This window comes from Pseudomonas folii, from assembly GCF_014357575.1.
Lineage (GTDB): Bacteria > Pseudomonadota > Gammaproteobacteria > Pseudomonadales > Pseudomonadaceae > Aquipseudomonas > Aquipseudomonas folii.
The window spans coordinates 57,598-84,481 of record NZ_JACONW010000006.1; the positions used below are offsets into that span (position 1 = coordinate 57,598).

Below are 26,884 nucleotides of genomic sequence, written 5' to 3' on the forward strand. Positions count from 1 at the left end.
TATGCAACAGATGCGCCGCCCCCTTCGCGAATGAATTCGCTCCTACAGGTATTGCAGTTGCGACACAGATGCTATGTGGCGCTACGGTTTGACGGTATGCCAGACGCCGCCCTTGCCATCGCCAGTGACATCCCCGACTTTCTTGTCATCCTTGTAGAAGTACAGCGGCTTGCCGCCATAGGCCCACTGTAATTTGCCGTCGTCGCGTTTGAGCTGCGTCCACTTCCCGGACGCTTGAGTGTTCGCTTCAGCGGCCAATGGCGGCCAGTTGATTGCGCATGTGTCGTTGCAAACGGACTTGCCTACCGAGTCCTTGTCAAAGGTGTAAAGCGTTTTACCGCTGTGGTCGGTGAGGTAGCCGTTTTCTCCGGTCATACCTGGCTCAGCAGCCATAACCAGACTGGAAGACGCCAGTGCCGCAGCCGCCATCAAGCCCATGAATGTCGATGAAATCTTGAGCATCGGTAGATCCTCTTTTTATGTGGAATCCGTTGTCGGACGAGACTGCACATTAGTCCTTAAAGAACATGGCATGCTAGCCCCTACCCTGACTGTCACACGACTGCAATAATTCCGTTATCTAATGCGCCCCAAGACAGTTAAATGACAAGAGGTTCAAGCATGGTTGGCAGGAGCATTCTGATCGTTGACGACGAAGCGCCAATTCGCGAAATGATCGCCGTTGCATTGGAAATGGCCGGCTATGACTGCATGGAAGCAGAGAACTCTCAGCAAGCCCATGCAATCATCGTAGACCGCAAGCCGGACTTGATCCTGCTCGACTGGATGCTGCCCGGCACATCCGGTATCGAACTGGCCCGACGCCTGAAGCGTGATGAGCTGACCGGGGATATCCCGATCATCATGCTGACCGCCAAGGGTGAAGAGGACAACAAGATCCAGGGGCTCGAGGTCGGCGCCGACGATTACATCACCAAGCCGTTTTCTCCTCGCGAACTGGTCGCACGCCTCAAGGCTGTGCTGCGCCGTGCAGGCCCTACCGATGGCGAGGCGCCTATCGAAGTGGGCGGTCTGCTCCTCGACCCGATCAGCCACCGCGTGACCATCGATGGCAAACCTGCCGAGATGGGCCCGACTGAATATCGTTTGCTGCAATTCTTCATGACCCATCAGGAGCGCGCCTACACTCGCGGCCAATTGCTGGATCAAGTCTGGGGAGGCAATGTTTATGTCGAAGAACGTACCGTTGATGTGCACATTCGTCGCCTGCGTAAAGCCCTCGGTGACGCTTATGAAAATCTGGTACAAACCGTGCGCGGTACGGGCTATCGCTTCTCTACCAAAAGCTGACACCCTGCTCCTGGACAGACAGCTCAAACAGATCGCCGCAAACGAATGGCGCAACCGTCCGGTATGCGCTCGACATGGATGTACGTTTAATTGAATCAAAATTGGCATGGCACCCTGATCCGCCACATGCTGTTGCTGGTGACGGCCTGCCTCCTGGTCGGACTGATCAGCGGCGAATATGGCTGGAGTCTGGCCATCGGTCTGGGGCTGTATCTGGCCTGGACCCTCAAACAACTATTACGCCTGCACGAATGGCTCAGTAACCACCAGACCGACGACCCGCCGCCTGATGGCTACGGTTTGTGGGGCGAAGTCTTTGACAGCATCTATCACCTGCAACGCCGTGACCAGCGTGTACGCGGTCGTCTGCAAGCGGTGATCGACCGTGTGCAGGAATCCACTGCCGCCCTCAAGGACGCGGTGATCATGCTCGACAGCGAAGGCAACCTGGAATGGTGGAACCGCGCCGCTGAAACCCTGATGGGCCTCAAAACCCCGCAAGACAGCGGCCAGCCGGTGACCAATCTGGTGCGTCATCCGCGTTTCAAGGAATACTTCGAGCAGGACAGCTTCGCCGAACCACTGGAAATCCCTTCGCCCACCAATGACCGGGTGCGCATTCAGTTGCTCATCACTCGCTATGGCAACAACGAGCACCTGATGCTGGTGCGCGATGTCACGCGTATTCATCAGCTGGAACAGATGCGCAAGGATTTCGTCGCCAACGTTTCCCACGAGCTGCGCACGCCGCTGACGGTTATTTTCGGTTATCTGGAAACCTTGCTGGATAACGTCGAAGAAGTGAACCCGCGCTGGGTGCGCGCCTTGCAGCAAATGCATCAGCAAGGCGGGCGCATGCAGACGCTGCTCAACGACTTGTTGCTGCTGGCCAAGCTCGAAGCGACAGACTATCCGTCGGATAACCATCCGATCGTCGTGAGCACATTACTCAAGACCATCACCAATGATGCGCAGGCGTTGTCCGGCAACAAAAATCAGCAGATCGACCTTAATATCGAAACCGACGCGCTGCTCAAGGGCAGCGATACCGAACTGCGCAGCGCGTTTTCCAACCTGATTTTCAACGCTGTGAAGTACACCCCCGCCGAAGGCAAAATCCAGATCCGCTGGTGGGCCGACGAGCGTGGCGCGCACCTGAGCGTGCAGGATTCAGGGATCGGCATCGAAACCAAGCATCTGCCACGCCTGACCGAACGCTTCTACCGCGTGGACTCCAGCCGCGCCTCCAATACTGGTGGAACGGGTCTGGGCCTGGCCATCGTCAAACATGTGTTGCTGCGCCATCGGGGAACACTGGAAATCAACAGCGTGCCGGGCAAAGGCAGCGTATTTACCTGCCATTTTCCACCGATCCAGCTGGCCCAAGCCTAGCCTGCGACACCTCCGCCACTAGGCAAGCAGGCATTGAGCCGCTACATTGCGGCTCTTGTGCACCCAATATCGGTGCAGCAATAACCTCTCTCGCTAAAACGGAACCCGTAAAACTCCATCATGGACCCTTCCCCTGGTTTTAACCTCGCTTCACTGTTCGCCGATTTCGGCATGATTCTCTTCGCAATGGTTCTGGTCCTGCTCAACGGTTTTTTCGTTGCGGCAGAGTTCGCCATGGTCAAGCTGCGCTCAACCAAGGTTGAAGCCATTGCCGAAAAAAACGGCTGGCGCGGACACATCTTGCGCACCGTTCACAGCCAACTTGACGCTTATCTCTCCGCTTGCCAGTTGGGTATCACCCTGGCTTCGCTGGGACTGGGCTGGGTCGGCGAGCCGGCGTTCGCGCACTTGCTGGAGCCTTTGCTGGCGGCCCTGGGCGTGGACTCACCGGAAGTGATCAAAGGCGTGTCGTTCTTTACCGCCTTCTTCATCATCTCCTACCTGCACATCGTGATCGGCGAACTGGCCCCCAAATCCTGGGCGATCCGCAAACCGGAACTGTTGTCGCTTTGGACGGCGGTGCCGCTGTACCTGTTCTACTGGGCGATGTACCCGGCCATTTACCTGCTCAACGCCAGCGCCAACGCGATTCTGCGCATTGCTGGCCAAGGCGAGCCTGGTCCGCATCATGAGCACAGCTACAGTCGTGAAGAGCTGAAACTGATTCTGCACTCCAGCCGTGGCCAGGATCCGAGCGATCAGGGTATGCGAGTGCTGGCGTCCGCCGTGGAGATGGGTGAACTGGAGGTGGTCGACTGGGCCAACTCCCGGGAAGACCTGGTGACGCTGGATTTCAACGCGCCGCTCAAAGAAATCCTCGCCTTGTTCCGCCGTCACAAGTTCAGCCGTTATCCGGTATACGACGCCGACCGAGGCGAGTTTGTCGGTCTCCTGCACATCAAAGACCTGCTGCTCGAACTGGCGGCACTGGACCACATCCCGGAATCCTTCAACCTGGCCGAGCTGACGCGTCCGCTTGAGCGGGTGTCCAAACACATGCCGCTGTCGCGCCTGCTTGAGCAGTTCCGTCAGGGTGGAGCGCACTTTGCCCTGGTGGAAGAAGCCGACGGCAAGATCATTGGCTACCTGACCATGGAAGACGTGCTCGAAGTGCTGGTCGGCGATATTCAGGACGAACACCGCAAGGTCGAGCGCGGCATCCTCGCCTATCAGCCAGGCAAACTGCTGGTGCGCGGCGATACACCGCTGTTCAAGGTCGAACGTCTGCTGGGCATCGATCTGGACCATGTGGAAGCCGAAACCCTGGCAGGCCTGATCTATGAGACCCTAAAGCGGGTGCCGGAAGTCGAGGAAGTCATGGAATTCGAAGGTCTGCGGATCATCATCAAAAAGATGAAAGGTCCGAAAATCGTATTGGCTAAAGTGGTCAAGATTGATTGAGGCTGTCGCGTCGGCGTGACGACTGAGGTGCAAGTAAATTGGCAGATTCGGGCCTCAACAGCCAATACACTTGCACTTTTAGTACCGAACTCTCACTGCAGAGCTGATCCAGTGGGACCGGATTCATCCGGGAAGAGGCCCATACATTCGACATGATTGTACCGTCCAAAATGACGCCTTCCCGGATGAATCCGGTCCCACAGGTGTTAACTCGGCAAACCTCTCAATTCCCACCCACCGCAAAATTAGGCAGGCTTTGCACCGGCTGTGCAAACTCGTAGGGGATGGACTCCAGCGCCAGGCCCACGTTGCGCTGGACGACGAAGTGCAGGTGCGGGCCGCTGCTGTTGCCGGTGTTGCCGGAGCGCGCCAGGGCGCTGCCTACGATGACGTGCTGACCTTCCTTGACGCTGACCGAGCCACGCATCAGGTGCAGATAAACGCCCATGGTGCCGTCGTTGTGCAGGATTCGCACGAAGTTGCCTGACGGATTCGAGCCTTTGCCGGTCTGGTCGTTTTCGATTTTGACGACCACGCCACCTCGCGCTGCGATGATTGGCGTACCTTCGGGCATGGCGATGTCCATGGCATAGCGGCCTTTGGGGCCATAGTGGCTGTACTTGCCGTTAGGCCCCTGACTCAAACGAAACGGCCCGCCCACCCACGGCAGTGGATACCGATACGCCAGACTCGTGCGTTGCGGATCACCCACGATAGAACGCAGGCTGGTTTTGTAGCTCATGGGCTTGCCGATGACTTTGGGACTCAGGACCGTGACCCGCTCATTGCCACGGGCCGGAATCGTGCGACGAATGGTCTGGTCGGCGACGCCAAGGACGTTCTTCCCGCCACTGATTTTCAGCTCAACTTCAACCGGCGCGTACAGGTCGTTACGGACATAAAGGCTGTCCACGCCTTTATCCCGCTTGGTGCTCAGGTGCACCTGGCGCTCGATGTGCTCAACCATCCGATCCTTGAACACCACAACGGCTGCACCCGGCGTCGGGCGATCGGTGAACGAGACCACGCCGTTGGCATCGGTGAATTTGTAGATCGTCAGCGCCCCGGCCGTTTGCGCAGCCAGCAACAGAGCACACAGAATGAGTAAGCGCTCGATCATGGGATGGGTCTGATTTGTAAAGAAGATGAGGCAAGCCTACCAGCGATTCCTGCGAATGAGGACTCAGCTGTATCAATCGGGAACAGATCGGGCGTCAAGGAAATCGCGTCAGACGCCGACCATGCAGACGCGCGCTCAGCCTACATCTTTAAAATGCTGAATATGTAACAGCGAAATGCGGGCGGCATCCTACAAAACAACATCAACTTTCACACAACTAATCGCCTATAAGTTTCTTAACAAGGACATATAAATCAATAATTTTTCGTCCAGCAAAATTTGCCAGTCAATACAATTATTCCTAACCTCTGCAATACCCGAACCCACCACCAAAGCTTTACAGGATGGGGGCTGTGCAAATCAATTAAATACTATCTACCCATAAAGGCCTGTTATCTTGCCTACCATTAAAAGTAAATCAGCTTATTCCCTCATTTTATTGGCAATTACCGGATTGCTTTCCCTACCCGCTCTAGCGGTCACCGAAGTCCGGTTCGGTATTGAAGCTGATGTCCCTCCCTTCGAAAGTCGCAATATCAATGGCGAATTGGTTGGGTTGAATATTGACTTGGGTAATGCGATTTGTGCGCGGATGAACGTACGGTGCGTATGGGTCGATCAACCCTATGCCACCAATATTGCCGCACTCCAGGCACATGCATTCGACGTGATCATGCCTATGACACCGACCGATGCACGCAAACAGCAAGTCGACTTCACAGATGTCATGTACCCACTCTCCAGCCGGTTGGTAGCGGCCAAAGGCTCGCTGCTTGAGCCCACAGCCGCAGCACTGAAAGGCAAGCGCATTGGCGTACTCAAAGGCACCAGCCGGGAGGCGTTTGCTCTGGCTGCGTGGGCCAGTAAAGAAGTGGACGTACAGAGCTTTGGTTTGAATGCCGAACTCATCGGCAAACTTCTGACCGGGGAGCTCGACGCGACTCTGCAGGACTCTATCGAGATTTCCGAAGCGCTACTGAGTAAGCCAGAGGGCAGTCGATTCGATTTCGCGAGCCCACCCATAACGGATCCGATGCTGGGTAGCGGGGTTGCCATGGCTGTACGTAAAAGTGATCAGACTCTCAAGCTGAAAATCAATGAGGCGCTTGCCACTCTGAAGGCAGATGGCACGCAACAAGCCATTGTCGAGCGCTACCTTGCCCCGATGTCCAATGGCATGACCAACGCCTCATCGCTCCAGTTCATGGGTGCGGGCGCAGGAAAGCCATTTTCACAAGCCGTTCGGGCCGGTGATTTTCTGTATTTGTCAGGGCTGCTGGGAGATGACGCCAATGGCCACTTCCCAGAAAGCACTGCCGCTCAGACGAAAGCGATCATGGACAACATGCGCAAGATTCTTGAGAGCAATGGATCATCACTCAAGGACGTCGTGAAATGCACGGTAATACTGGCGAACATCAAAGACTTTGCCGACATGAACAAGGTATATGCCGGCTACTTTGCAGCTGACCGCTTTCCCGCGCGGACGACTTTTGAAGCGGGCAAGCTAGTGGCCAACGGCAAGATAGAAATAGAGTGCATGGCGTACGTGGGGCATAAAGCACAGTAAGCCATGAGCCTGAAGCGGCCACCTGCGACTACTTGCAGCCTGGAAGGTAATCAAAAAACGCGGGGGCGACAGTAGTCGGTCCCGCGTTGTTATCGCACGACAACCTGGGCTGCTCCGAAAGACACTCCTTCAGGCAGCCGTCCTGATGCGAAATCACGCCCCCGGCGAGAAGTGCTTCTGCACCGTGCCGCGGGCGATCAGGCGGGAAATGTAGTCCAGCTTCTGCGCGTCCTGATCGGTGAAGCGGAAGGTCACTTGCAGCCATTCGCTGTCAGGCTTCTGCTCAAAGGCAACGATCGCGTGAAGGTAGCCGTTGAGACGCGCCACTTCATTGCTCTCACCCTGCTCCAGATCGAGTACGGCCTGTTCAAGGATCTGCGGCAGGATCTCGCTGCGGCGCACCACCAACAAGGCTTCCTTGAGGGTCAGCGCCTTGATCACACAGCTCTGGATACCGCTCGGCAGACGCAACTGGCCCTGACCACGACCTGCAGGTTCTTTCGCTGCTGTTTTTGCGGGTACAGGCGGCGCCGCGGCAATGCCCCCAAAACCCGGAGCAGCGGTTACAGCAGGGCTGGCCGTCGGACGAACCACCTCGGCCTTGCCGCCGGTCAGCGCGCTGAGCGAGTCATTGAGCGGCGAGTTCATGCGCGACGGCGCGGTGGACATTACGGCTTCGAGCTTGCCGACTTTGGCCAGGGCTTTCTTGACCTTGGTCAGCAGCTGTTCGTTGGTGAACGGCTTGCCGACAAAGTCAGTCACGCCAGCCTGAATCGCCTGCACCACGTTCTCCTTGTCGCCACGGCTGGTGACCATGATGAAGGGAACGGTTTTCAGGTAATTGTCTTGTTCGCGGCACCAGGTCAGCAGCTCAAGGCCAGACATCTCCGGCATTTCCCAGTCGCACAGGATCAGGTCAAATTCTTCGCGGTTCAGGGTGACCTGAGCCTTGCGACCGTTGACGGCGTCCTCGGTGTGAATACCGGGAAAATAATTGCGCAGACCTTTCTTAACCAAATCGCGAATGAAAGTCGCGTCATCCACAATCAAAACACTGATCTTACTCATCGACGCTCCTGCGGGTGTGTCGCCACTGCTGGCGAACCGCGTTGATGCTGAACACACCCTATATTTCGGCAAGCATAGCGCTGGCTGATGGCCAAAGGCCAACCTGTTTGACGGCGCCAGGACATTTAATTCGCGGGCGGCTGGAAGTTGTTAATCCCGAGAACAAAAACGCCCAGCTGCGAGCTGGGCGTTTTTTCGCAGGCAATCTTACTTATCGTCAGATTTGTCCGGAACATTAGCGCTTTCGCTACTGATCCCCTGCACCTCTTCTTTCATGCGCTTGAGGCCCATGTGCCGTACGTCGGTTCCGCGCACGAGGTAGATGACCAGCTCGGAAATATTCCGGGCGTGGTCGCCGATACGCTCCAGCGAACGCAGGACCCAGATCACATTGAGTACCCGGGAGATCGAACGCGGATCTTCCATCATGTAGGTCGCCAGCTCGCGCAGGGCCGTCTTGTATTCGCGGTCGATGATTTTGTCGTACTGAGCCACGGACAGCGCCAGCTCGGCGTCGAAGCGAGCAAACGAATCCAGGGCATCGCGAACCATGTTGCGCACCTGATCGCCGATATGACGCACTTCGACGTAACCACGCGGTGATTCGCCTTCTTCGCACAACTGAATGGCACGACGTGCGATCTTGGTCGACTCATCACCGATGCGCTCCAGGTCGATTACCGACTTGGAAATGCTGATGATCAGACGCAGGTCTGAAGCCGCCGGCTGACGACGCGCCAGGATACGCAGGCATTCTTCATCGATGTTGCGCTCCATCTGGTTGATGCGGTCGTCGACTTCACGAACGCGCTGGGCCAGACCGGAGTCCGCTTCGATCAAGGCAGTCACGGCATCGTTGACCTGCTTCTCGACCAAACCGCCCATCTCGAGCAGATGGCTGCGTACTTCTTCAAGCTCAGCGTTGAACTGTTGCGAGATATGATGCGTGAGGCTGTCTTTATGAATCATGCTTGGTGTCCTTGGAACGTCCGGTTAAGTGCGAAAACGCAGCGGTGCTTCAGGGTTTGAGCAGGACCTAGCCGTAACGACCGGTGATGTAATCTTCAGTCTGTTTTTTAGCCGGGTTGGTGAACATCGTGTCCGTGTCACCGAACTCGACCAGTTTGCCCATGTACATAAACGCGGTGTAATCCGAAACCCGTGCCGCCTGCTGCATGTTGTGCGTAACGATCACAATGGTGTATTTGGATTTCAGTTCGTAGATCAGCTCTTCAACTTTCAACGTCGAAATTGGATCGAGCGCTGAACAGGGTTCGTCGAGCAGCAGGACTTCCGGCTCCACGGCGATGGTCCGGGCGATCACCAGACGTTGCTGCTGACCGCCGGAAAGACCCAGCGCTGATTCATGTAGACGGTCTTTGACCTCGTCCCACAACGCTGCGGCCTTGAGTGCCCACTCGACAGCTTCATCGAGTACGCGCTTTTTGTTGATGCCCTGGATCCGCAAGCCATACACCACGTTTTCGTAGATGGTCTTGGGGAACGGGTTGGGCTTCTGGAACACCATGCCGACACGACGGCGCAGTTCGGCGACGTCTTCACCTTTGGTGTAGATATCGTGCCCGTACAGATTGATTGCGCCTTTTACGCTGCAACCATCGACCAGATCGTTCATGCGGTTGAACGTGCGCAACAACGTCGACTTGCCGCAGCCGGACGGACCAATGAAGGCCGTCACACGCTGCTTCGGAATATTCAGGCTGACATCGAACAATGCCTGCTTGTCACCGTAGAACAGGTTCAAACCCGGCACTTCGATAGCCACGGTCTCGTCAGCCAGATGCAAGCCTGACTTATTGCGCCCCAGTGCCGACATGTTGATGCCTCGTGCCGGGTTTTCATGCTGCATGGAATTGCTCCCTACGCTAACCATTCTGTTAAATCGCCCCTCAAACACATATGACTGTCTGATTAAACGGGTCTGTAGGAGCGGTCGGAGGTAACGACGGCCGCGAAGCGGTCGGAGGTAACGACGGCCGCGAAGCGGTGTGTCAGACCAACCGCTATCGCTGCCTCGCGCTGCTCGTGAGCTCCTACAGCCCAGTGGTTGGGCGACCTCTTTATTTCAATCAACTATCCAGCGCTTTGTATTTCTCGCGCAGGTGGTTACGAATAGCCACCGCCGACAGGTTGAGCAAGGCAATCACTAACACCAGCAACAGAGCCGTGGCGTAAACCAATGGTCGTGCCGCCTCGACGTTGGGACTCTGGAAGCCCACGTCGTAAATATGGAACCCCAAGTGCATGATCTTCTGATCCAGATGCAGGTAAGGGTAGTTGCCGTCCACCGGCAGCGACGGAGCCAGTTTGACCACGCCCACCAGCATCAACGGCGCCACTTCCCCGGCTGCACGGGCCACCGCCAGAATCAGGCCGGTCATCATGGCCGGGCTGGCCATGGGCAGAACAATCTTCCACAGTGTCTCGGCCTTGGTCGCACCCAACGCCAGTGAGCCTTCGCGAATGGTGCGCGGGATACGCGCCAGGCCCTCTTCAGTCGCGACGATCACCACCGGCACAGCCAACAGTGCCAACGTCAGCGACGCCCAGAGCAGGCCTGGCGTACCAAAAGTCGGCGCAGGCAAGGCTTCGGGGAAGAACAACTGATCCAGAGATCCGCCCAGCACATACACAAAGAAGCCCAAACCGAACACACCGTAAACAATGGCCGGAACGCCCGCGAGGTTGTTCACTGCGATACGGATCAAGCGAGTCACCGGGCCTTGCCGGGCATACTCACGCAAATAAACCGCCGCCAGTACACCAAACGGCGTGACGATCACTGCCATGATCAGGGTCATCATCACCGTCCCGAAAATCGCCGGGAAAATCCCGCCTTCGGTGTTGGCTTCCCGCGGGTCCTCGCTGAGGAATTCCCAGAGTTTCTTGAAGTAAAAACCCAGCTTGGTCATCGTGCCCATGGCGTTAGGCTGATAGGCATGCACGACCCTGCCCAGGCTGATTTCGACTTCCTTACCATTGGCGTCGCGCGCCGTGAGGCTGTCGCGATCAAACGCCTCGTGCAGCGAGATCAGACGCTCTTCGATAACGGTGTAGCGACTGTCCAGTTCGGCGCGCTCGCTGGCCATGTCAGCCTGGGCCTGCGCATCGAGCGCGCCGTTCAGCTCCAGCTTGCGAGCCTGCAGACGCAACCGCTCAATACCGTGGTTGATCGCGCCTACGTCTTTCTTTTCAAGCTGGTAGAGCTCGCGAGCCAGACCCTCGACACGCTTGATGCGCTCTTGCAGCGTCGGCCAGGCCGCCTCGCCTTCAGCGACGACCTTGCCGCCTTCTTTGACGTTGACGAGATAGCCGTAAAAATTGCCCCATTCACGGCGCTCGATGGTCATCAGCTCGGGCGGCAGGCTTTGGTTGGATATCCATTCGCCAACGACCCAGGTGAAATCGCTGGGATTGACGTCACGGTTACCGACCTTGACCAGCTCACGGGTCATGAACTCCGGACCATCTTCCGGCACAGGCAAACCCGCCCCCTTCAGGCGGGCGCGAGGGACTTGCTCTTGCTCGACGACTTCGCCGATCAGAACGTGTTTCTCCTGATTGGGCACATCGTATTGCGCGTACATCAGATCGGCCGGCCAGAAGTGACCCAGACCGCGCACAGCAATCACCGACAACAAACCCAGCGTCATGATGACCGCAATGGATACCGCGCCCGCACTCATCCAGACGCCAGGGGCGCCTGTTTTAATCCAGCTCTTGAGGGAGTTCTGTTTCACGAACTTCTACCTTCCTTAGAGAGACGAGTATTTCTTGCGCAGGCGCTGACGAATCAGCTCTGCGAGGGTGTTCATCACAAAGGTGAACATCAGCAGCACCAGCGCTGCGAGGAACAACACTCGATAATGACTGCCACCCACTTCCGACTCAGGCATCTCCACGGCCACGTTGGCCGCCAGCGTGCGCATCCCCTCAAACAGGTTCATGTCCATGATCGGCGTATTGCCCGTAGCCATGAGCACGATCATCGTCTCTCCGACCGCACGGCCCATACCGATCATCAGCGCCGAGAAAATCCCCGGGCTTGCGGTAAGGATGACCACGCGGGTCAGGGTCTGCCACGGCGTAGCGCCGAGTGCCAGCGAGCCCAACGTAAGACCGCGGGGCACGCTGAACACCGCATCCTCGGCAATCGAGTAAATATTCGGAATCACGGCAAAGCCCATGGCGATGCCGACCACTAATGCGTTGCGCTGATCGTAGGTAATGCCCAGATCGTGGGAGATCCACATGCGCATGTCACCGCCGAAGAACCAGTTCTCCAGATGCGGGCTCATGCTCAGCGAGAACCAGCCTACCAGCAGCACCACCGGCAGCAGGATTGCACTTTCCCAGCCATCGGGAACCCGCAAACGAATCGAGTCAGGCAAGCGGCTCCAGGCAAACCCGGCGAGCAGAATGCCGATGGGCGTCAGCAGCATCAGGCTGAACACACCCGGTAAATGACCTTCCAGATAGGGCGCCAGAAACAGCCCGGCGAAGAAGCCGAGAATCACTGTCGGCATCGCTTCCATCAGCTCGATTACCGGTTTGACCTTGCGGCGCATCCCGGGGGCCATGAAGTAAGCGGTGTAGATCGCCGCGGCAACCGCCAGAGGCGCAGCCAGCAGCATGGCGTAGAACGCAGCCTTGAGCGTGCCATACGTCAGCGGTGCCAGGCTCAGCTTGGGCTCGAAATCGCTATTGGAGGCGGTGGACTGCCAGACGTATTGAGGCGAATCGTAATTCTCGTACCAGACCTTGCCCCACAATGCGCTCCAGGACACTTCCGGGTGCGGATTCTTCAAACTCATCGGCCGCAACGCACCGCCCTGCTCTACCAGAATCTGGTCCGCACGCGGCGACATAGCAAAAATACCCGAACCGTCAGCGACTTTTTCGACCAACAACGTGCGATGCGCGGTGCTGTGGAAAACGCCGAGCTGACCCGATGAGTCCAGTGCGATGAAGCCCTTACGCCGCTGCTCGGCAGTGATCTGGGTAATCGGCGCAGTGCCCATCCTGAAGTCGCGAATATGCATGAAGCGCTGTTCGCCATCGACGTCACGGGCCATGAACCACTGGGCCATCCCGCCTTTGGAGTTACCGATGATCAACGAAATGCCACCCACCAGCTGAGTGCTGGCGGTGATCTCGGCATTGCCGTCTTCAAGCAGTTTGTAACGGCCATTGAGCGTGCGATCACGCAAGCTGAACACGTCGGCCTGCGCACGACCATTGATCACATACAGCCATTGCTGGCGCGGATCGATGTAGATGGCTTTCACAGCCTCGGACATCTGCGGCAACTGAATACGGCTTTGCTCGCTGGTGACCTCGCCGGTCATCATGTTTTCTTCTTTCGCCAGCGACAAAACGTGCAATTGCACGCCGGTGGTGCCTGCGATCAGTAGATTTTCGCCATTGGCATTGATGCTGACATGCTCAACCGCCTGCCCCCCTTCATCCAGCACCAATGGTGCTTCGCCATAAGGCCAGGTGATGCTCGGCGTGATGGTTTTATGGTTGTTCGGGTAAGTAACAAGGTAACTGTGTCTGAACGCCAACACCTGACCATTGGACAGGCCCAACGCAATCAGCGGCGTGCCGGGTTGATCCTGACCAATCGAAGCCACGCGCACGCCCGCAGGCAGCGGCAGGCTGACGCGTTTGATTTCGGCGCCGTCCGCAATGCCGAAAAACACGGCTTCGCCCTTGTCGGAAATGCGCATCCCGACCTGATTCTGCTCTTCGACAGTCAGCATCAGCGACTTGCCCGAGTCGTTCAGCCAGGCAGGCTTCAGCGCGTCTTCCTTGGTCAGGCTTGCGCCCTGAAACAATGGTGCAACCACATAGGCCAGATAAAAGAAGATCAGGGTGATAGCCGCGAGCACGGCAAGGCCGCCAATGGCGACGTACCAACGGGTCAGACGGTCCTTGAAAGCGCGTATGCGGCGCCTGCGTTGCAGCTCAGGCGTATTGAAATCAATGCGCTTGGCAGGTGAATTCTGATTCATCGATGAATTGGCCAGATCATTCATGCGCACACCCTAGCCGCCCTGTATGACAAAAACATTACAGCGGGGTGACGAAAAAAAGCCCGCCACCTACGATCATGGCAGCGAACTGTTCAGTTAACGGTGGGCCTGATTAGAACAGATCCCACCGTAACCCGGATTATTTTGCAGCAGCTTCCTGCAGGCCCAGATCGGTCAGCGCCTTGGTTACCACTCTGGGTGGCAGCGGGATGTAGCCATCTTTCATGACCACTTCCTGACCCTGCTTCGACAGGACCAGCTTGATGAACTCAGCCTCCAGCGGAGCCAGCGGCTTGTTTGGGGCCTTGTTGACGTAGACATAGAGGAAGCGCGACAGCGGATAAGTACCATTCAAAGCGTTGGCTTCGTTGTCTTCAACGAACTCGCCACCTTCTTTCTTGGCCAGAGGCACGGTACGCACGCTGGATGTTTTATAACCAATGCCCGAGTAACCAATACCATTGAGCGAGCTGCTGATCGAGCTGACGACCGATGCCGAACCTGGCTGTTCATTGACGTTGGCTTTGAAGTCGCCTTTGCACAGAGCTTCTTCCTTGAAATAGCCGTAGGTGCCGGACACCGAATTACGACCAAACAACTGGATCGGTTTGTTCGCCAGGTCGCCAGTGATACCCACATCGCCCCAGGTCTTGGCATCCGCTTTGGCACCGCACAGGCGGGTGACCGAGAAGATGGCATCCACTTGCGCCATGGTCAGGCCCTTGATCGGGTTGTCCTTGTGCACAAAAACCGCCAGGGCATCGACTGCAACCGGAATCGCAGTGGGTTTGTAGCCGTATTTCTGTTCAAACGCCGACAGCTCGCCGTCTTTCATCTTGCGGCTCATCGGGCCCAGGTTCGCCGTGCCTTCGGTCAGTGCCGGTGGCGCAGTGGAAGAACCCGCCGCCTGAATCTGGATGTTTACGCTTGGGTATTCTTTCTTGTAGGCCTCGGCCCACAGCGTCATGAGGTTCGCCAGGGTATCGGAACCCACACTGGACAGGTTGCCCGAGACACCCGACGTCTTCACGTACGGTTTGATCGCCGGATCAACAGCAGCAACCGCATTGGCGGTAGCGACGCCAGCGGCAACGAAAGTGAGGGCGGTGATCAAACGCTTTAAAGTCATACCTTGCTCCGAGCGAGGTGAAGAAATAGGTCCGTTGGCCCGAGTATTGGCCGGACGCGTGACGACTCTATGACTTAATTGTGACAATTAAATGAAAGACCGCCACCCTGCTCAGGAATGGCGGCCTTGAATAGAACGCGGCATGAAACGGAAGTCTTCAGACTCGACCGATCAGCGCTTTTTGGCGATCAGGTAGCAGCCAATCAGCATGCCCAGCACGCATAGAATTGCTACATACCAAGCGGGTGCCATAGGGCTGGATTTGAGCATGAGCGTCACGACCATCGGCGTCAGGCCGCCAAAAATCGCGTAAGCCAGGTTGTACGAGAACGACAACCCCGAGAAACGCACCACTGCCGGGAATGCCTTGACCATTACGTACGGCACTGCGCCAATGACGCCAACGAACAGGCCGGTCACTGCATACATCGGGAACAGCCAGTCAGGATTGGCCGCCAGTGTGTGATACATGGTCCATGAGCTGATCAACAGACCCAGGCTGCCAAACAGGAACACCCGGCCAGCACCAATGCGGTCAGCCAGTGCGCCCGAACCGATGCAGCCCAAGCTCAGGAAAACGATTGCCAGGCTATTGGCCTTCAGGGCCACAGCAGCCGGGAAGCCGAAGGTCGCGCCTTGCAGGATAGTCGGAGTCATCAGAATAACGACGATGATCCCCGCTGACAGCAACCAGGTCAGCAACATCGAGATAGCAACTGCACCGCGATGATCACGCAGCACCGACTTGAGCGGGACTTCTTCGGCCAGGGCTTTGCGCAATTGCAGTTCGGCGAACACTGGCGTTTCGTGCAACCAACGGCGCAGATAGACCGACAACAGGCCGAACACACCACCTACCAGGAACGGGATACGCCATGCGTAATCCGACACTTCAATTGGGGTGTAGATGCTGTTGATGAGGGTCGCCATCAGCGAGCCCAGCAGAATGCCGGCCGTCAGACCACAGGTCAGCGTGCCGCAGGCATAGCCGATATGACGAGCAGGAACGTGCTCGGAGACGAAAACCCAGGCACCCGGAACTTCACCACCAATGGCTGCACCCTGAATGACGCGCATCAGCAGAAGCAGGATCGGCGCCAACATGCCGATCTGGGCATACGTTGGCAGCAGACCCATGATCAGCGTCGGCACCGCCATCATGAAAATGCTCAAGGTGAACATTTTCTTGCGCCCCAGCAGGTCGCCGAAGTGCGCCATGATGATGCCGCCCAGAGGACGCGCCAGATAACCTGCGGCGAAAATCCCGAAGGTCTGCATCATGCGCAGCCACTCCGGCATATCCGCCGGGAAAAATAGTTTGCCGACCACAGCAGCGAAGAACACGAAAATGATGAAGTCGTAGAACTCAAGCGCGCCGCCCAACGCGGACAGCGACAAGGTCTTGTAGTCGTTGCGGGTCAGCGGGCGCGAAGGCTGCGCGGTACTCGAAGGCACAGTTGACATGAACAATACTTCTCTAAGGAGGCTTCTCTTGAATAGGGTTAGCGACAGTAAAGCAGGTTACGGCGGGGTGGCCTGCAACTGCGATTGTCCGGAGCAACTGTGCGGATAGGCACCAAAATTGCGTGACACAGGCAGTCATGCCGCCTTGTCGGGTCCGGCACGATAGCAAATTGTTTCAAAAAGCACACAGCCTGATGCGTATATCGTCGAAATCAGTACTCAATGGTCGTTTCATGACGCGTCGCCCGATATACTTGCAGACCGTCGGATTACTGTCGGTTGTGTGTCGGAATGTAGCGCACAAGCCTCAGTCAGTCGGGGGTGCTGTGCGAAATCAGCTGTCATTCAGCCGCTTTCGCAGAGTTTCCCCTTCAGGTGTTCCACCTGCGCTGAACGTTTTTTATTCACGCAAATGGTTTTGAATGGCGCCTGCCAACCGCGGCAACAATACTAAGAGTCATGGGTCAGAGGCACCCTAGGCATGATCGAGTTCGAACAAGAAGATCCAATCCCGCAAGGCGATCTCGCTTTGCAAATCACCGCACTACCCCGCGAAACCAACGGCTTCGGCGATATTTTCGGCGGCTGGCTGGTATCCCAGATGGATCTGGCAGGCACCGCTATGGCCAGCAAGATCGCTGGCGGGCGCGTTGCCACTGTCGCCATTGATCGTATGGCGTTTCTGGTTCCGGTGGCGGTAGGCGCACAGCTGTCCTTCTATACCCAGGCACTGGAAATTGGCCGTAGCTCCATTCAGATGATGGTTGAAGTGTGGAGCGATGACCCCCTGTCCAGCGAATGGCGCAAAGTGACTGAGGCGGTGTTTGTGTTTGTGGCCATTGATGGCAGCGGGCGCACCCGTTCGGTTCCGGCGCGGCGCTGAGGCTGTGTAATTTGTAATTGTAGGAGCTGCCGAAGGCTGCGAAAGGGCTATTCCTGAAACACCGCGATTCGCAGCCTTCGGCAGCTCCTACAGTGAATACACTCCAAAGAAGGTAAGGCTGGCTGGAGAAAGGTAAACTCATCGACCTGGACACGGTCCATTTTGTCTTAGTCTTTGTTTGAGAGTTCTTTATATGCCAACGCCCCAGGTCGAATCCGTCACCATCGATGAGCTTAACTGCTGGAAAATCAGCCACGGTGAAGCTGAACTCGTTGTCGCCCAGCAAGGTGCGCATATCGTCAGTTACAAACTGGCCGGGCAGCAGCCGCTGATCTGGTCCAATGATCAGGCAGTTTTCAAGAAAGGCACCCCGATTCGTGGTGGTATGCCTGTTTGCTGGCCTTGGTTCGGCAATCTTCAGCGCAACCCGGAAAGTGTGCAGGCCATGCGCGTGAGTGACGAGCCCGCCAAGGCTCATGGCGAAGTTCGCGCCATCGACTGGGAATTGATGGGTATGGCCGAAGATGACGACGCACTGATCGTCGATTTCATTCAGCCCAAAACGGAAGGCAAGCTGCCAGGCTGGCCGCATAACGTGGGCCTGAAACTGAGCATTCGTCTGGACGAAGCGCTGAACGTCAGCCTCGTCAGCTACAACTCCGGCACTGAAACCGTGAGCTTCAGCCAGGCATTGCACACCTACTTCGCTGTCAGCGATGTACGCGAAATCAGCATCAAAGGCCTCGACGGCGTGCGCTATATCGAAACCCTGGAAAACTGGGAAGAACGCAAGCAGTCCGGCGATGTGAAATTCGCAGGCGAGACCGACCGCATTTACCTCAACACCCCGGACATGCTGAGCATTGTCGACCCGACATGGCAGCGCAAAATCCACATCTGCACCAATGGCTCGAAGTCAGCCATCGTGTGGAATCCGTGGATCGAGAAAACCAAAAGCTTCAACGATATGGCCGCTGATGGATGGCAGGGCATGGTCTGCGTCGAAACGGCCAACGTGCTGGACGATATCGTGACGCTGGAGCCGGAACAGATGCATGTGCTGGATGTGAGTATTTGGGCTGAGTCTTTGTCAGAAGCCTGATTTCCGTAGGAGCGCGCTTGCCCGCGATGAACGATTACGCGGTTTGTCAGACAGACCGAGTTTATCGTTCATCGCGGGCAAGCGCGCTCCTACCGGCCTGCATAAGCCCTACAAATCCGCCTCAACCACCACTCGCGCTTTCTCTGCATCCATTGCATAAGCGGCATCAGCCAGGTCATTGCTGACCTTTTCAACCTTCAATTTGCCAACCACCCACAGCGGCGTGTAGATGTCTTCGATCTTCAGGCCTTTGGGGTAGCGCACCAATACCAGTTGGTTGGGCGGTGGTGGCGGGACGTGGATGCAGGCGCCGGGATACGGCACAAGGAAAAACAGCGTGCTGTGACCCTTGGCATCCGTTTCGAGTGGTACTGGATAACCGCCAAGACGCACTTCCTTGCCGTTCATGGCCGGTACGGTCTTGGCTGAGTACATAACAGCAGGCAAACCCTTGCTTTGCTTCAATCCACCTTTGCTATCAAACGTCCCTTGGGCTTCCGGGGAGTTGTGATCGATTTCGGGCATGGCTTCGAGGGCTTTCTGATCCGACTTGGGCATCAGGTCCAGCCAGTCGGTTTCAGGGATTTCAGCGCGGGCCAGGCCGCAGATCAGAAGCAGGGGGATAACTAAGAGACGACGCATCGACAGGCTCGGCAAGAATGGGAAGTTGAATAACCGCCCGGCATTCTAGCCCTCTGCGTGCCGGAACGCAGAGGGCCATTGAACATCAGCTTTTCTTTTTGATCAGGCCGAAGATCACCAACAGTACGATTGCGCCGACCAATGCACCCAGGAAGCCTGCGCCTTCGCCTGCCTGATAGATGCCCAGCGCCTGACCGCCATAAGTGGCCGCCAGCGAACCGCCGATGCCCAACAGAATGGTCATGATCCAACCCATGCTGTCGTCGCCTGGCTTGAGGAAACGCGCCAACAGGCCAACGATCAAGCCGATGAAGATGGTTCCGATAATACCCATGCCGTTTTCCCTCTCAAATAAGTGATATGCCAAAGCTTGGTCAGCCATTGGCATCACGCTATCAGAGAGGTGCGGGGTTGGAATGGTTCAATCAGCAACCTTGTTGGAGCGAGGCTTGCCCGCGAATCGATCAACGCGGCGTGACAGATGTACCGTGTCATCGTTCTTCGCGGGCAAGCCTCGCTCCAACGGCTGTTTATTTTTTGATCAGCGCCTCAACCAGCTTCACCTGGCGATCCAGCGTTGCGCGGTCTGCGCTGCGCACGGTGGCGTGGCCCACTTTACGGCCCGCTTTGAACGCTTTGCCGTAGTGATGCAGATGGCAGTCATCAATGGCAGTCACTTTATCCACAGCAGGCACTTCACCGATGAAGTTGAGCATCGCGCTCTCCCCCACTTTGGCGGTAGAGCCCAGCGGCAAGCCCGCAACCGCCCGCAGGTGGTTTTCGAACTGGCTGCACTCAGCGCCTTCGGTGGTCCAGTGCCCGGAGTTGTGTACGCGAGGCGCGATTTCGTTGGCTTTGAGGCCGCCATCGACTTCAAAGAACTCGAAGGCCAGTACGCCAACGTAATCGAGTTGCTTGAGTACACGACCGGCGTAGTCTTCAGCCAGGGCCTGCAGCGGATGATCGGTGCTGGCGATGGAAATACGCAGGATGCCGTTGTCGTGGGTGTTGTGCACCAGCGGGTAGAAACGGGTTTCCCCGTCGCGAGCGCGTACGGCGATCAACGACACTTCACCGGTAAACGGCACGAAGCCTTCCAGCAGACAGGCAACGCTGCCCAGCTCCGCGAAAGTACCTTCAACGTCAGCGGCAGTGCGCAGGACTTTCTGACCCTTGCCGTCGTAACCCAGCGTGCGGGTCTTGAGCACCGCAGGCAGGCCGATAGCGGCGACTGCAGCGTCCAGATCGGCCTGGGACTGAATGTCGGCGAACTCAGGCGTCGGGATGCCCAGGTCTTTGAACATGCTCTTCTCGAACCAGCGATCACGGGCGATGCGCAGCGCTTCGGCGCTCGGATAAACCGGCACGAACTGCGACAGGAACGCCACGGTTTCAGCAGGCACGCTTTCGAATTCGAAGGTCACCAGATCCACTTCGTCAGCCAGCTGACGCAGGTGATCCTGATCGCCGTAATCGGCACGCAGATGTTCGCCCAATGCGGCTGCGCACGCATCTGGCGCGGGGTCCAGAAAGGCGAAGTTCATCCCCAGCGGGGTTCCTGCCAGGGCCAACATGCGGCCCAACTGGCCGCCACCGATTACACCGATCTTCATTGCAAAACCTCAGGCGTCGCGCGGGTCTGGATTGTCCAGAACGCTGTCTGTCTGCTCAGTGCGGAATTTCTTCAACACTGCGTGGAATTGTGGATGCTTGGCGCCCAGGATGCTGGCCGAGAGCAGTGCTGCGTTGATCGCACCGGCTTTGCCGATGGCCAGGGTCGCAACCGGAATACCGGCTGGCATCTGCACGATGGACAGCAGCGAGTCGACGCCCGACAGCATGGAGGACTGGACTGGAACGCCCAGCACCGGGAGGTGGGTCTTGGCCGCACACATGCCCGGCAAGTGAGCAGCACCGCCAGCACCGGCGATGATCACTTCAATGCCCCGTGCTTCAGCCTGTTCGGCATACTGGAACAGCAAATCCGGAGTGCGGTGCGCAGACACCACTTTCACTTCGTACGGAATGCCGAGCTTTTCCAGCATATCGGCGGTGTGGCTAAGGGTGGACCAATCGGACTTGGAGCCCATGATCACGCCAACCAGTGCGCTCATCGTCGTGCCTCTCATCGGGCGCCCGCAGGCGCATCAAAAAACAAACAAGCCACGCGGGAGGACCGGCGTGGCTTGCTGTACGAATAATGACCGGTCGAGCCGGCCAAAGGCCGCGCAGTATACCCCAAAGAGTTGCGTTTGAAGCACCCCTCGTGACCATCTGTCTTGTGAGGTGCCTGTGACCTGTAAACCACGGATTTACTGACCTGCGGGTCAAGCGCCATCGGGTGTCGCAGAGCTCTCGAGCTTGCGCCACAACAACCGCACGTTGGCCTTGCGCACCAAGGCGCAGCGATACAGGCGGATCTCCAGCGGAATGTGCCATTGTGGGCCGCCGCACTCCACCAGCTCACCGCGCGCCAGCTCGGCACGCACACTGAGTCGGGGTACCCAGGCAATGCCAAGACCTTCCAGCGCCATGCTTTTCAGGCTGTCGGCCATGGCGGTTTCATAGACCGTAGTGAAGCGCAGGTTTCGCTGGCGGAGCAACAGGTTCACGGAACGCCCCAGGAAAGCACCGGCGCTGTAGGCCAGCAGTGGCACGCTGCTGCCATCTTCCAGGCCGAACAACGGCTGCCCGCTATCATCGGCCGCGCATACCGGCAGCATTTCAGTGTGCGCAAGGTGCAGCGACGGAAAGATTTCCGGGTCCATTTGCAGGGCGGCGTCCGGATCGTAGAACGCCAGCATCAGATCGCAGCCGCCCTCACGCAAGGCATGCACCGCGTCGCCAACGTTGGTGGCGACCAGCCGGGTCGCGATGTTCAGGCCTTCGTTGCGCAGTTGAGCGATCCAGCGCGGGAAGAAGCCCAGCGCCAGTGAGTGCGCCGCAGCAACCTGCATGACTTCACCCTGCCCGCCTTCCAGGTGATGCAAGTGACGCAATACTTCGCCCAGTTGATCGACCACGGTACGCGCGGTGACCAGAAACAGTTGGCCAGCTGCCGTCAGTTCGATGGGCGTACGCGAGCGATTGACCAGCGTCAGCCCCAGCGCCGCTTCAAGGCTGCGAATGCGCCGACTGAAGGCTGGTTGCGTCACGAAACGCTTCTCTGCCGCCTGGGAAAAACTGCGCGTAGAGGCTAGCGCGCTGAAGTCTTCCAGCCATTTGCTTTCCAGATTCATGTTGTTCCCTCCAGGCCAAAAACCGGTAGGAGCGAACTTGTTCGCGAGAAAGTGAACCTGATACACCGCATCAAGCCCTCTCGCCAACAAGTTGGCTCCTACCAGAGCAGCCACTCTCCGGCTGCAGATGTATATACACGACAGCAACACCGCTGGCGTCACACGTACATTATGCCGTTTCGGCATGGCCCAGTATGTAACAGCATTGGTCAAAAATCACCGTAGAGACCAGTATCGGCGGCGTTCCGGCTTTGTCCGTGCCTCTCTTGAGACTATCTCTATCATGTCCTCGCCTGCATCATCGCGCATCGAAAAAGACCTGCTTGGTGTTCTCGAAGTACCTGCTGACGCGTATTACGGTATTCAGACGCTGCGAGCGGTGAACAATTTTCACCTCTCCGGTGTTCCGCTTTCCCACTACCCGAAGCTGGTTGTAGGGCTGGCGATGGTCAAACAGGCAGCCGCAGATGCAAACCATCAATTGGGCCACCTCAATGCAGCCAAGCATGCGGCTATCAGTGAGGCCTGTGCACGTCTGATTCGCGGCGATTTCCACGAGCACTTCGTGGTGGACATGATTCAAGGCGGCGCTGGCACTTCAACCAACATGAACGCCAACGAAGTCATCGCCAACATCGCTCTGGAAGCCATGGGCTTCGAGAAAGGCGATTACAAACAGCTGCACCCGAATAACGATGTCAACATGGCGCAATCGACTAACGACGCCTACCCGACCGCCATTCGTCTGGGTCTGCTGCTGGGTCACGACGCCCTGCTGGCCAGCCTCGACAGCCTGATTCAGGCATTCGCAGCCAAGGGCCAGGAATTCAACCACGTCCTGAAAATGGGCCGTACCCAGTTGCAGGACGCTGTGCCGATGACCCTCGGCCAGGAATTCCGCGCTTTCGCCACGACGTTGACCGAAGACCTGAACCGTCTGCGCAGCCTGGCACCAGAACTGCTGACTGAAGTAAACCTGGGCGGTACTGCCATCGGTACCGGCATCAACGCCGACCCTGGCTATCAGAAGCTTGCCGTCGATCGTCTGGCGATCATCAGCGGTCAACCGCTGGTGCCGGCTGCTGACCTGATCGAAGCCACTTCCGACATGGGCGCCTTCGTGCTGTTCTCCGGCATGCTCAAGCGTACCGCCGTCAAACTGTCGAAGATCTGCAACGACTTGCGCCTGCTGTCCAGCGGCCCACGCACCGGCATCAACGAAATCAACCTGCCAGCGCGTCAGCCAGGCAGCTCGATCATGCCTGGCAAGGTCAACCCGGTAATCCCGGAAGCGGTCAACATGGTTGCTTTCGAAATCATCGGCAACGACCTGGCACTGACCATGGCAGCCGAAGGCGGCCAGTTGCAGCTCAATGTGATGGAGCCGCTGATCGCATACAAGATTTTCGATTCGATTCGCCTGCTGCAACGCGCCATGGACATGCTGCGCGAGCATTGCATCGTCGGCATCACCGCCAACGAAACCCGCTGCCGCGAACTGGTCGAACACTCCATCGGCCTGGTCACCGCGCTGAATCCGTACATCGGTTATGAAAACGCCACCCGTATCGCCCGTATCGCGCTGGAAACCGGCCGCGGCGTACTGGAACTGGTCCGCGAAGAAGGCTTGCTCGACGACGCGATGCTCGACGACATCCTGCGGCCGGAAAACATGATTGCTCCGCGTCTGGTCCCGTTGAAGGCCTGATGCAAATGTTCGACAGCACCACGCTCACCAGGCTGGGGGACTAGACACCCCCCACCCTTTTGGGGGTCCAGAGATGATTCTCTCCGGACCCTTTTTTTTACCTGCAAAACGCCAACTGCCAAGAACGACAAGGACGTGCCGCTGCACTGGAACGGAAAAGTATTGCAGACGCAAGACGAGCGCACCGGTATAGTGCGCGCCCCTAAAAACAACAGCGAGGATTCTCCAATGCTTGAAGTCATCAACGACTTCCTTTCGGGTAAAGTGCTGATCGTACTGATCGTAGGGCTCGGCGGTTACTTCACGATTCGTTCGCGTTTCGTTCAGTTTCGCCACTTTTTCCACATGTTCGCTGTTTTCAGGGATAGTTTACGTAACAGCACGGGCCAACTGAGTTCTTTCCAGGCATTGATGCTCAGCCTTGCTGGTCGGGTCGGCGCAGGCAACATTGCCGGTGTTGGTATCGCCGTAACATTGGGCGGACCGGGCGCCGTATTCTGGATGTGGGTCACCGCACTGGTGGGCATGGCCAGCAGCTTCATCGAGTGTTCACTCGCTCAGTTGTACAAACGCAAAGACTCCGAAGGCCAGTTCCGTGGTGGTCCGGCGTATTACATCCAGCATGGTCTGGGTAAGCGCTGGCTCGGCATGGTCATGGCAGTGTTGCTGCTGGTGACCTTCGGTTTTGCCTTCAACGGCTTGCAATCCCACGCAGTCACCGACTCGCTCAAAGGCGCGTTCGGCATCGACACCATGACCACCGGCATCTGCCTGGTTGTGCTGCTGGGCCTTGCATTCGTCGGTGGCATCAAGCGTATCGCCGCGATCTCGGACCTGCTGGTGCCGGTCAAAACCCTGATCTACATCGCCGTGACCATCTACGTCATTGTCCTGCAGATCGACCATGTTCCGGCCATGCTGGCGACTATCGTTAAAAGTGCCTTCGGTCTGGACCCGGTGTTTGGCGGTCTGATCGGCAGCGCAATCGTCATGGGTGTGAAGCGCGGCGTGTTCGCTAACGAAGCCGGTCTGGGCAGTGCGCCAAACGTGGCCGCCGTTGCCCAGGTCGAGCACCCGATTTCACAAGGTGTGGTTCAGGCGTTCAGCGTGTTCCTCGACACCTTCGTGATCTGCACCTGCACCGCGTTGCTGATCCTGCTCTCGGGCATCTACGACGTGGGTTACAGCGGCAACGGTATTGTTCTGGCGCAGAACTCGCTGGCCGCCGTGGTGGGTGACTGGGGTCGTATCTTCATCAGCGTTGCCCTGGCGCTGTTCGTCTTCACCTCGATTCTCTACAACTACTATCTGGGCGAAAACAGCCTGCGTTTCCTGGTGGGTGAGAGCAAGAAAGCTATCGTCGGCTATCGGGTTTTCGTACTGGTGCTGATCCTCTGGGGTGCCGTCGTTGATCTCAACACCGTGTTCGCCTTCGCTGACATCACCATGACGCTGCTGGCCTTCGTCAACTTGATCGCCCTGGCAATGTTGTTCAAAGTCGCCATGCGCATCCTGCGTGACTACGATGCCCAACGTAAGGCAGGCATCAAGACTCCAGTATTCGATTCGAGCCAATTCCCGGATCTGGACCTGGACCGCAACGCATGGCCTGCAAACCCTGACCACACGCCGGTCAACCCGGTTGAGGCCACGGCAAAGCCTGCCACCCAAGCCTGATAGCTAACGTCATACCGGAGAAGAACCATGACTCATGAACAGCCACAACCCGCTCAGCGAGTCATGGTTCTTTATACCGGCGGCACCATCGGCATGCAGGCCAGCGCCAACGGTCTGGCTCCAGCGTCAGGTTTCGAGGCGCGCATGGCCGGGCAACTGGCCGAGTTGCCTGATCTGGTGGTTCCACAGTGGCGCTTTCGTGAGATGGCACCGTTGATCGACAGCGCCAACATGACACCGGCTTACTGGCTGCGTCTGCGCGAAGCAGTTATCGAAGCAGTTGATGTCGATGGCTGCGACGCGGTGTTGATCCTTCACGGCACTGACACACTGGCGTACAGCGCCGCCGCCATGAGCTTCCAGTTGCTGGGGCTTGATGCTCCGGTGCTGTTCACGGGCTCAATGTTGCCCGCTGGCGTTCCGGACAGCGATGCCTGGGAAAACGTCAACGGCTCGCTGGTCGCGCTGGGCAAAGGTCTGACATCGGGCGTGCACTTGTTCTTCCACGGTGAACTGCTGGCCCCGACCCGCTGCGCAAAAATCCGCAGCTTCGGTCGCCATCCGTTCGCAGCGCTGAATCGCGCCCACAGCGACGAAACACCAACTGCGCGCCCTGCGCAGCTGGAATACCGCCAGCCTAAAGTCGCGGCCAGCGTCGCCATCCTGCCGTTGTTTCCCGGCATCGGTGCGGCCCAGTTGAACGCTGTTATCGACAGCGGAATACAGGGTCTGGTGCTTGAATGCTTCGGCAGCGGCACCGGTCCCAGCGATGACCCGGCGTTCCTGACCAGTCTGGAACGCGCCCACCAACAAGGCATCTGCGTCGTTGCAATCACGCAATGCCATGAGGGTGGCGTCGAACTGGACGTCTACGAAGCGGGAAGCCGTCTGCGCGGTGCAGGCGTGTTGTCTGGTGGCGGCATGACCCGCGAAGCAACGCTGGGCAAGCTGCACCTGTTGCTGGGTGCAGGTCTGCCGCTGGATGAAGTGCGCCGGTTGGTGGAAGTGGATTTGTGTGGGGAGTTGCGCTAAGTCGAGAAGCTCCTGTCGGATGATTTC

At 57.5% G+C, this 26,884-nt stretch carries 23 protein-coding genes; 9 read left to right on the forward strand and 14 right to left on the reverse strand.

All coding sequences use genetic code 11. From position 1 onward, the window contains the following. Positions 1–81: 81 nt before the first annotated feature. The gene (locus H8S59_RS02775) at positions 82–438 is read right to left on the reverse strand and encodes a COG4315 family predicted lipoprotein (RefSeq protein WP_371856679.1); all 357 of its coding nucleotides are present in this window, start codon (positions 436–438) and stop codon (positions 82–84) included. 183 nt (positions 439–621) lie between these two features. Between H8S59_RS02775 and phoB the strand changes: the two genes are divergently transcribed. The 3 genes from phoB (at position 622) to H8S59_RS02790 (ending at position 4,164) form a co-directional block, all read left to right on the forward strand. Continuing rightward, on the forward strand, positions 622–1,311 hold the full coding sequence (gene phoB, locus H8S59_RS02780) for a phosphate regulon transcriptional regulator PhoB (protein WP_027901508.1): 690 nt from the start codon (positions 622–624) through the stop codon (positions 1,309–1,311). Positions 1,312–1,437: 126 nt separating this feature from the next. After that, positions 1,438–2,703, forward strand: a complete 1,266-nt coding sequence (phoR, locus tag H8S59_RS02785; protein ID WP_246475030.1) for a phosphate regulon sensor histidine kinase PhoR — start codon at positions 1,438–1,440, stop codon at positions 2,701–2,703. A 120-nt stretch (positions 2,704–2,823) separates the two neighbouring features. Then, entirely contained in the window at positions 2,824–4,164 is a 1,341-nt protein-coding gene (locus H8S59_RS02790) for a hemolysin family protein (RefSeq protein ID WP_095093034.1), read from the forward strand. A gap of 223 nt (positions 4,165–4,387) precedes the next feature. On the opposite strand, the gene H8S59_RS02795 is transcribed toward H8S59_RS02790, so the two are convergent. Next, entirely contained in the window at positions 4,388–5,284 is an 897-nt protein-coding gene (locus H8S59_RS02795) for a peptidoglycan DD-metalloendopeptidase family protein (protein WP_187520443.1), read from the reverse strand. A 397-nt stretch (positions 5,285–5,681) separates the two neighbouring features. On the opposite strand from H8S59_RS02795, the gene H8S59_RS02800 reads away from it, so the two are divergent. Then, on the forward strand, positions 5,682–6,854 hold the full coding sequence (locus tag H8S59_RS02800) for a transporter substrate-binding domain-containing protein (protein ID WP_187520444.1): 1,173 nt from the start codon (positions 5,682–5,684) through the stop codon (positions 6,852–6,854). Between the two features lie 153 nt (positions 6,855–7,007). Here H8S59_RS02800 and H8S59_RS02805 read toward each other — a convergent pair whose 3' ends face one another. The 7 genes from H8S59_RS02805 to H8S59_RS02835 form a co-directional block, all read right to left on the reverse strand. Next, positions 7,008–7,922, reverse strand: coding sequence for a response regulator (locus H8S59_RS02805; protein ID WP_187520445.1), 915 nt, complete (start codon positions 7,920–7,922; stop codon positions 7,008–7,010). Between the two features lie 207 nt (positions 7,923–8,129). After that, positions 8,130–8,891 carry a phosphate signaling complex protein PhoU gene (phoU, locus tag H8S59_RS02810; RefSeq protein ID WP_095093038.1) on the reverse strand — a complete coding sequence of 254 codons (762 nt, stop codon included), beginning with the start codon at positions 8,889–8,891 and terminating at the stop codon, positions 8,130–8,132. Positions 8,892–8,958: 67 nt separating this feature from the next. Next, positions 8,959–9,792 (reverse strand): phosphate ABC transporter ATP-binding protein PstB, encoded by an 834-nt coding sequence (pstB, locus tag H8S59_RS02815; protein ID WP_027901941.1) that lies wholly within the window; start codon positions 9,790–9,792, stop codon positions 8,959–8,961. 220 nt (positions 9,793–10,012) lie between these two features. Beyond that, complete coding sequence (gene pstA, locus H8S59_RS02820) at positions 10,013–11,629, reverse strand: phosphate ABC transporter permease PstA (RefSeq protein WP_187520452.1); 1,617 nt, start codon at positions 11,627–11,629, stop codon at positions 10,013–10,015. 69 nt (positions 11,630–11,698) lie between these two features. After that, positions 11,699–13,732, reverse strand: a complete 2,034-nt coding sequence (locus H8S59_RS02825) for an ABC transporter permease subunit (RefSeq protein ID WP_425504552.1) — start codon at positions 13,730–13,732, stop codon at positions 11,699–11,701. 388 nt (positions 13,733–14,120) lie between these two features. Next, entirely contained in the window at positions 14,121–15,110 is a 990-nt protein-coding gene (locus H8S59_RS02830) for a phosphate ABC transporter substrate-binding protein PstS family protein (protein WP_187520446.1), read from the reverse strand. 171 nt (positions 15,111–15,281) lie between these two features. Next, a complete protein-coding gene (locus H8S59_RS02835; RefSeq protein ID WP_095093041.1) occupies positions 15,282–16,574 on the reverse strand; it encodes an MFS transporter in 1,293 nt (430 codons plus the stop codon). Between the two features lie 481 nt (positions 16,575–17,055). Here H8S59_RS02835 and H8S59_RS02840 point away from each other — a divergent pair, with 481 nt between their 5' ends. Both H8S59_RS02840 and H8S59_RS02845 read left to right on the forward strand, forming a co-directional pair. After that, positions 17,056–17,457: an acyl-CoA thioesterase gene (locus tag H8S59_RS02840; RefSeq protein WP_027901946.1), complete on the forward strand. Its 402-nt coding sequence runs from the start codon at positions 17,056–17,058 to the stop codon at positions 17,455–17,457. A 193-nt stretch (positions 17,458–17,650) separates the two neighbouring features. Next, complete coding sequence (locus H8S59_RS02845) at positions 17,651–18,559, forward strand: D-hexose-6-phosphate mutarotase (protein WP_095093042.1); 909 nt, start codon at positions 17,651–17,653, stop codon at positions 18,557–18,559. A 108-nt stretch (positions 18,560–18,667) separates the two neighbouring features. Here the strand turns inward: H8S59_RS02845 and H8S59_RS02850 are convergent, their stop codons facing one another. From H8S59_RS02850 to H8S59_RS02870, 5 genes are all read right to left on the reverse strand, one after another. Continuing rightward, positions 18,668–19,201 (reverse strand): DUF3299 domain-containing protein, encoded by a 534-nt coding sequence (locus H8S59_RS02850; protein WP_027902269.1) that lies wholly within the window; start codon positions 19,199–19,201, stop codon positions 18,668–18,670. Between the two features lie 85 nt (positions 19,202–19,286). Next, positions 19,287–19,535 carry a GlsB/YeaQ/YmgE family stress response membrane protein gene (locus H8S59_RS02855; protein ID WP_027902270.1) on the reverse strand — a complete coding sequence of 83 codons (249 nt, stop codon included), beginning with the start codon at positions 19,533–19,535 and terminating at the stop codon, positions 19,287–19,289. Positions 19,536–19,731: 196 nt separating this feature from the next. Continuing rightward, complete coding sequence (locus H8S59_RS02860; protein WP_187520447.1) at positions 19,732–20,814, reverse strand: 5-(carboxyamino)imidazole ribonucleotide synthase; 1,083 nt, start codon at positions 20,812–20,814, stop codon at positions 19,732–19,734. Between the two features lie 9 nt (positions 20,815–20,823). Then, positions 20,824–21,315, reverse strand: coding sequence for a 5-(carboxyamino)imidazole ribonucleotide mutase (gene purE, locus H8S59_RS02865; protein WP_027902272.1), 492 nt, complete (start codon positions 21,313–21,315; stop codon positions 20,824–20,826). Positions 21,316–21,528: 213 nt separating this feature from the next. Beyond that, a complete protein-coding gene (locus tag H8S59_RS02870; protein WP_187520448.1) occupies positions 21,529–22,440 on the reverse strand; it encodes a LysR substrate-binding domain-containing protein in 912 nt (303 codons plus the stop codon). A gap of 283 nt (positions 22,441–22,723) precedes the next feature. Between H8S59_RS02870 and H8S59_RS02875 the strand changes: the two genes are divergently transcribed. The 3 genes from H8S59_RS02875 to H8S59_RS02885 all read left to right on the forward strand — a co-directional run bounded on the left by H8S59_RS02875 (position 22,724) and on the right by H8S59_RS02885 (position 26,857). Next, positions 22,724–24,148, forward strand: a complete 1,425-nt coding sequence (locus H8S59_RS02875) for an aspartate ammonia-lyase (RefSeq protein ID WP_087269243.1) — start codon at positions 22,724–22,726, stop codon at positions 24,146–24,148. Positions 24,149–24,376: 228 nt separating this feature from the next. Then, complete coding sequence (locus H8S59_RS02880) at positions 24,377–25,825, forward strand: alanine/glycine:cation symporter family protein (protein WP_027898151.1); 1,449 nt, start codon at positions 24,377–24,379, stop codon at positions 25,823–25,825. A gap of 27 nt (positions 25,826–25,852) precedes the next feature. Continuing rightward, complete coding sequence (locus tag H8S59_RS02885; RefSeq protein ID WP_187520449.1) at positions 25,853–26,857, forward strand: asparaginase; 1,005 nt, start codon at positions 25,853–25,855, stop codon at positions 26,855–26,857. The last annotated feature ends 27 nt before the right edge of the window (positions 26,858–26,884 follow it).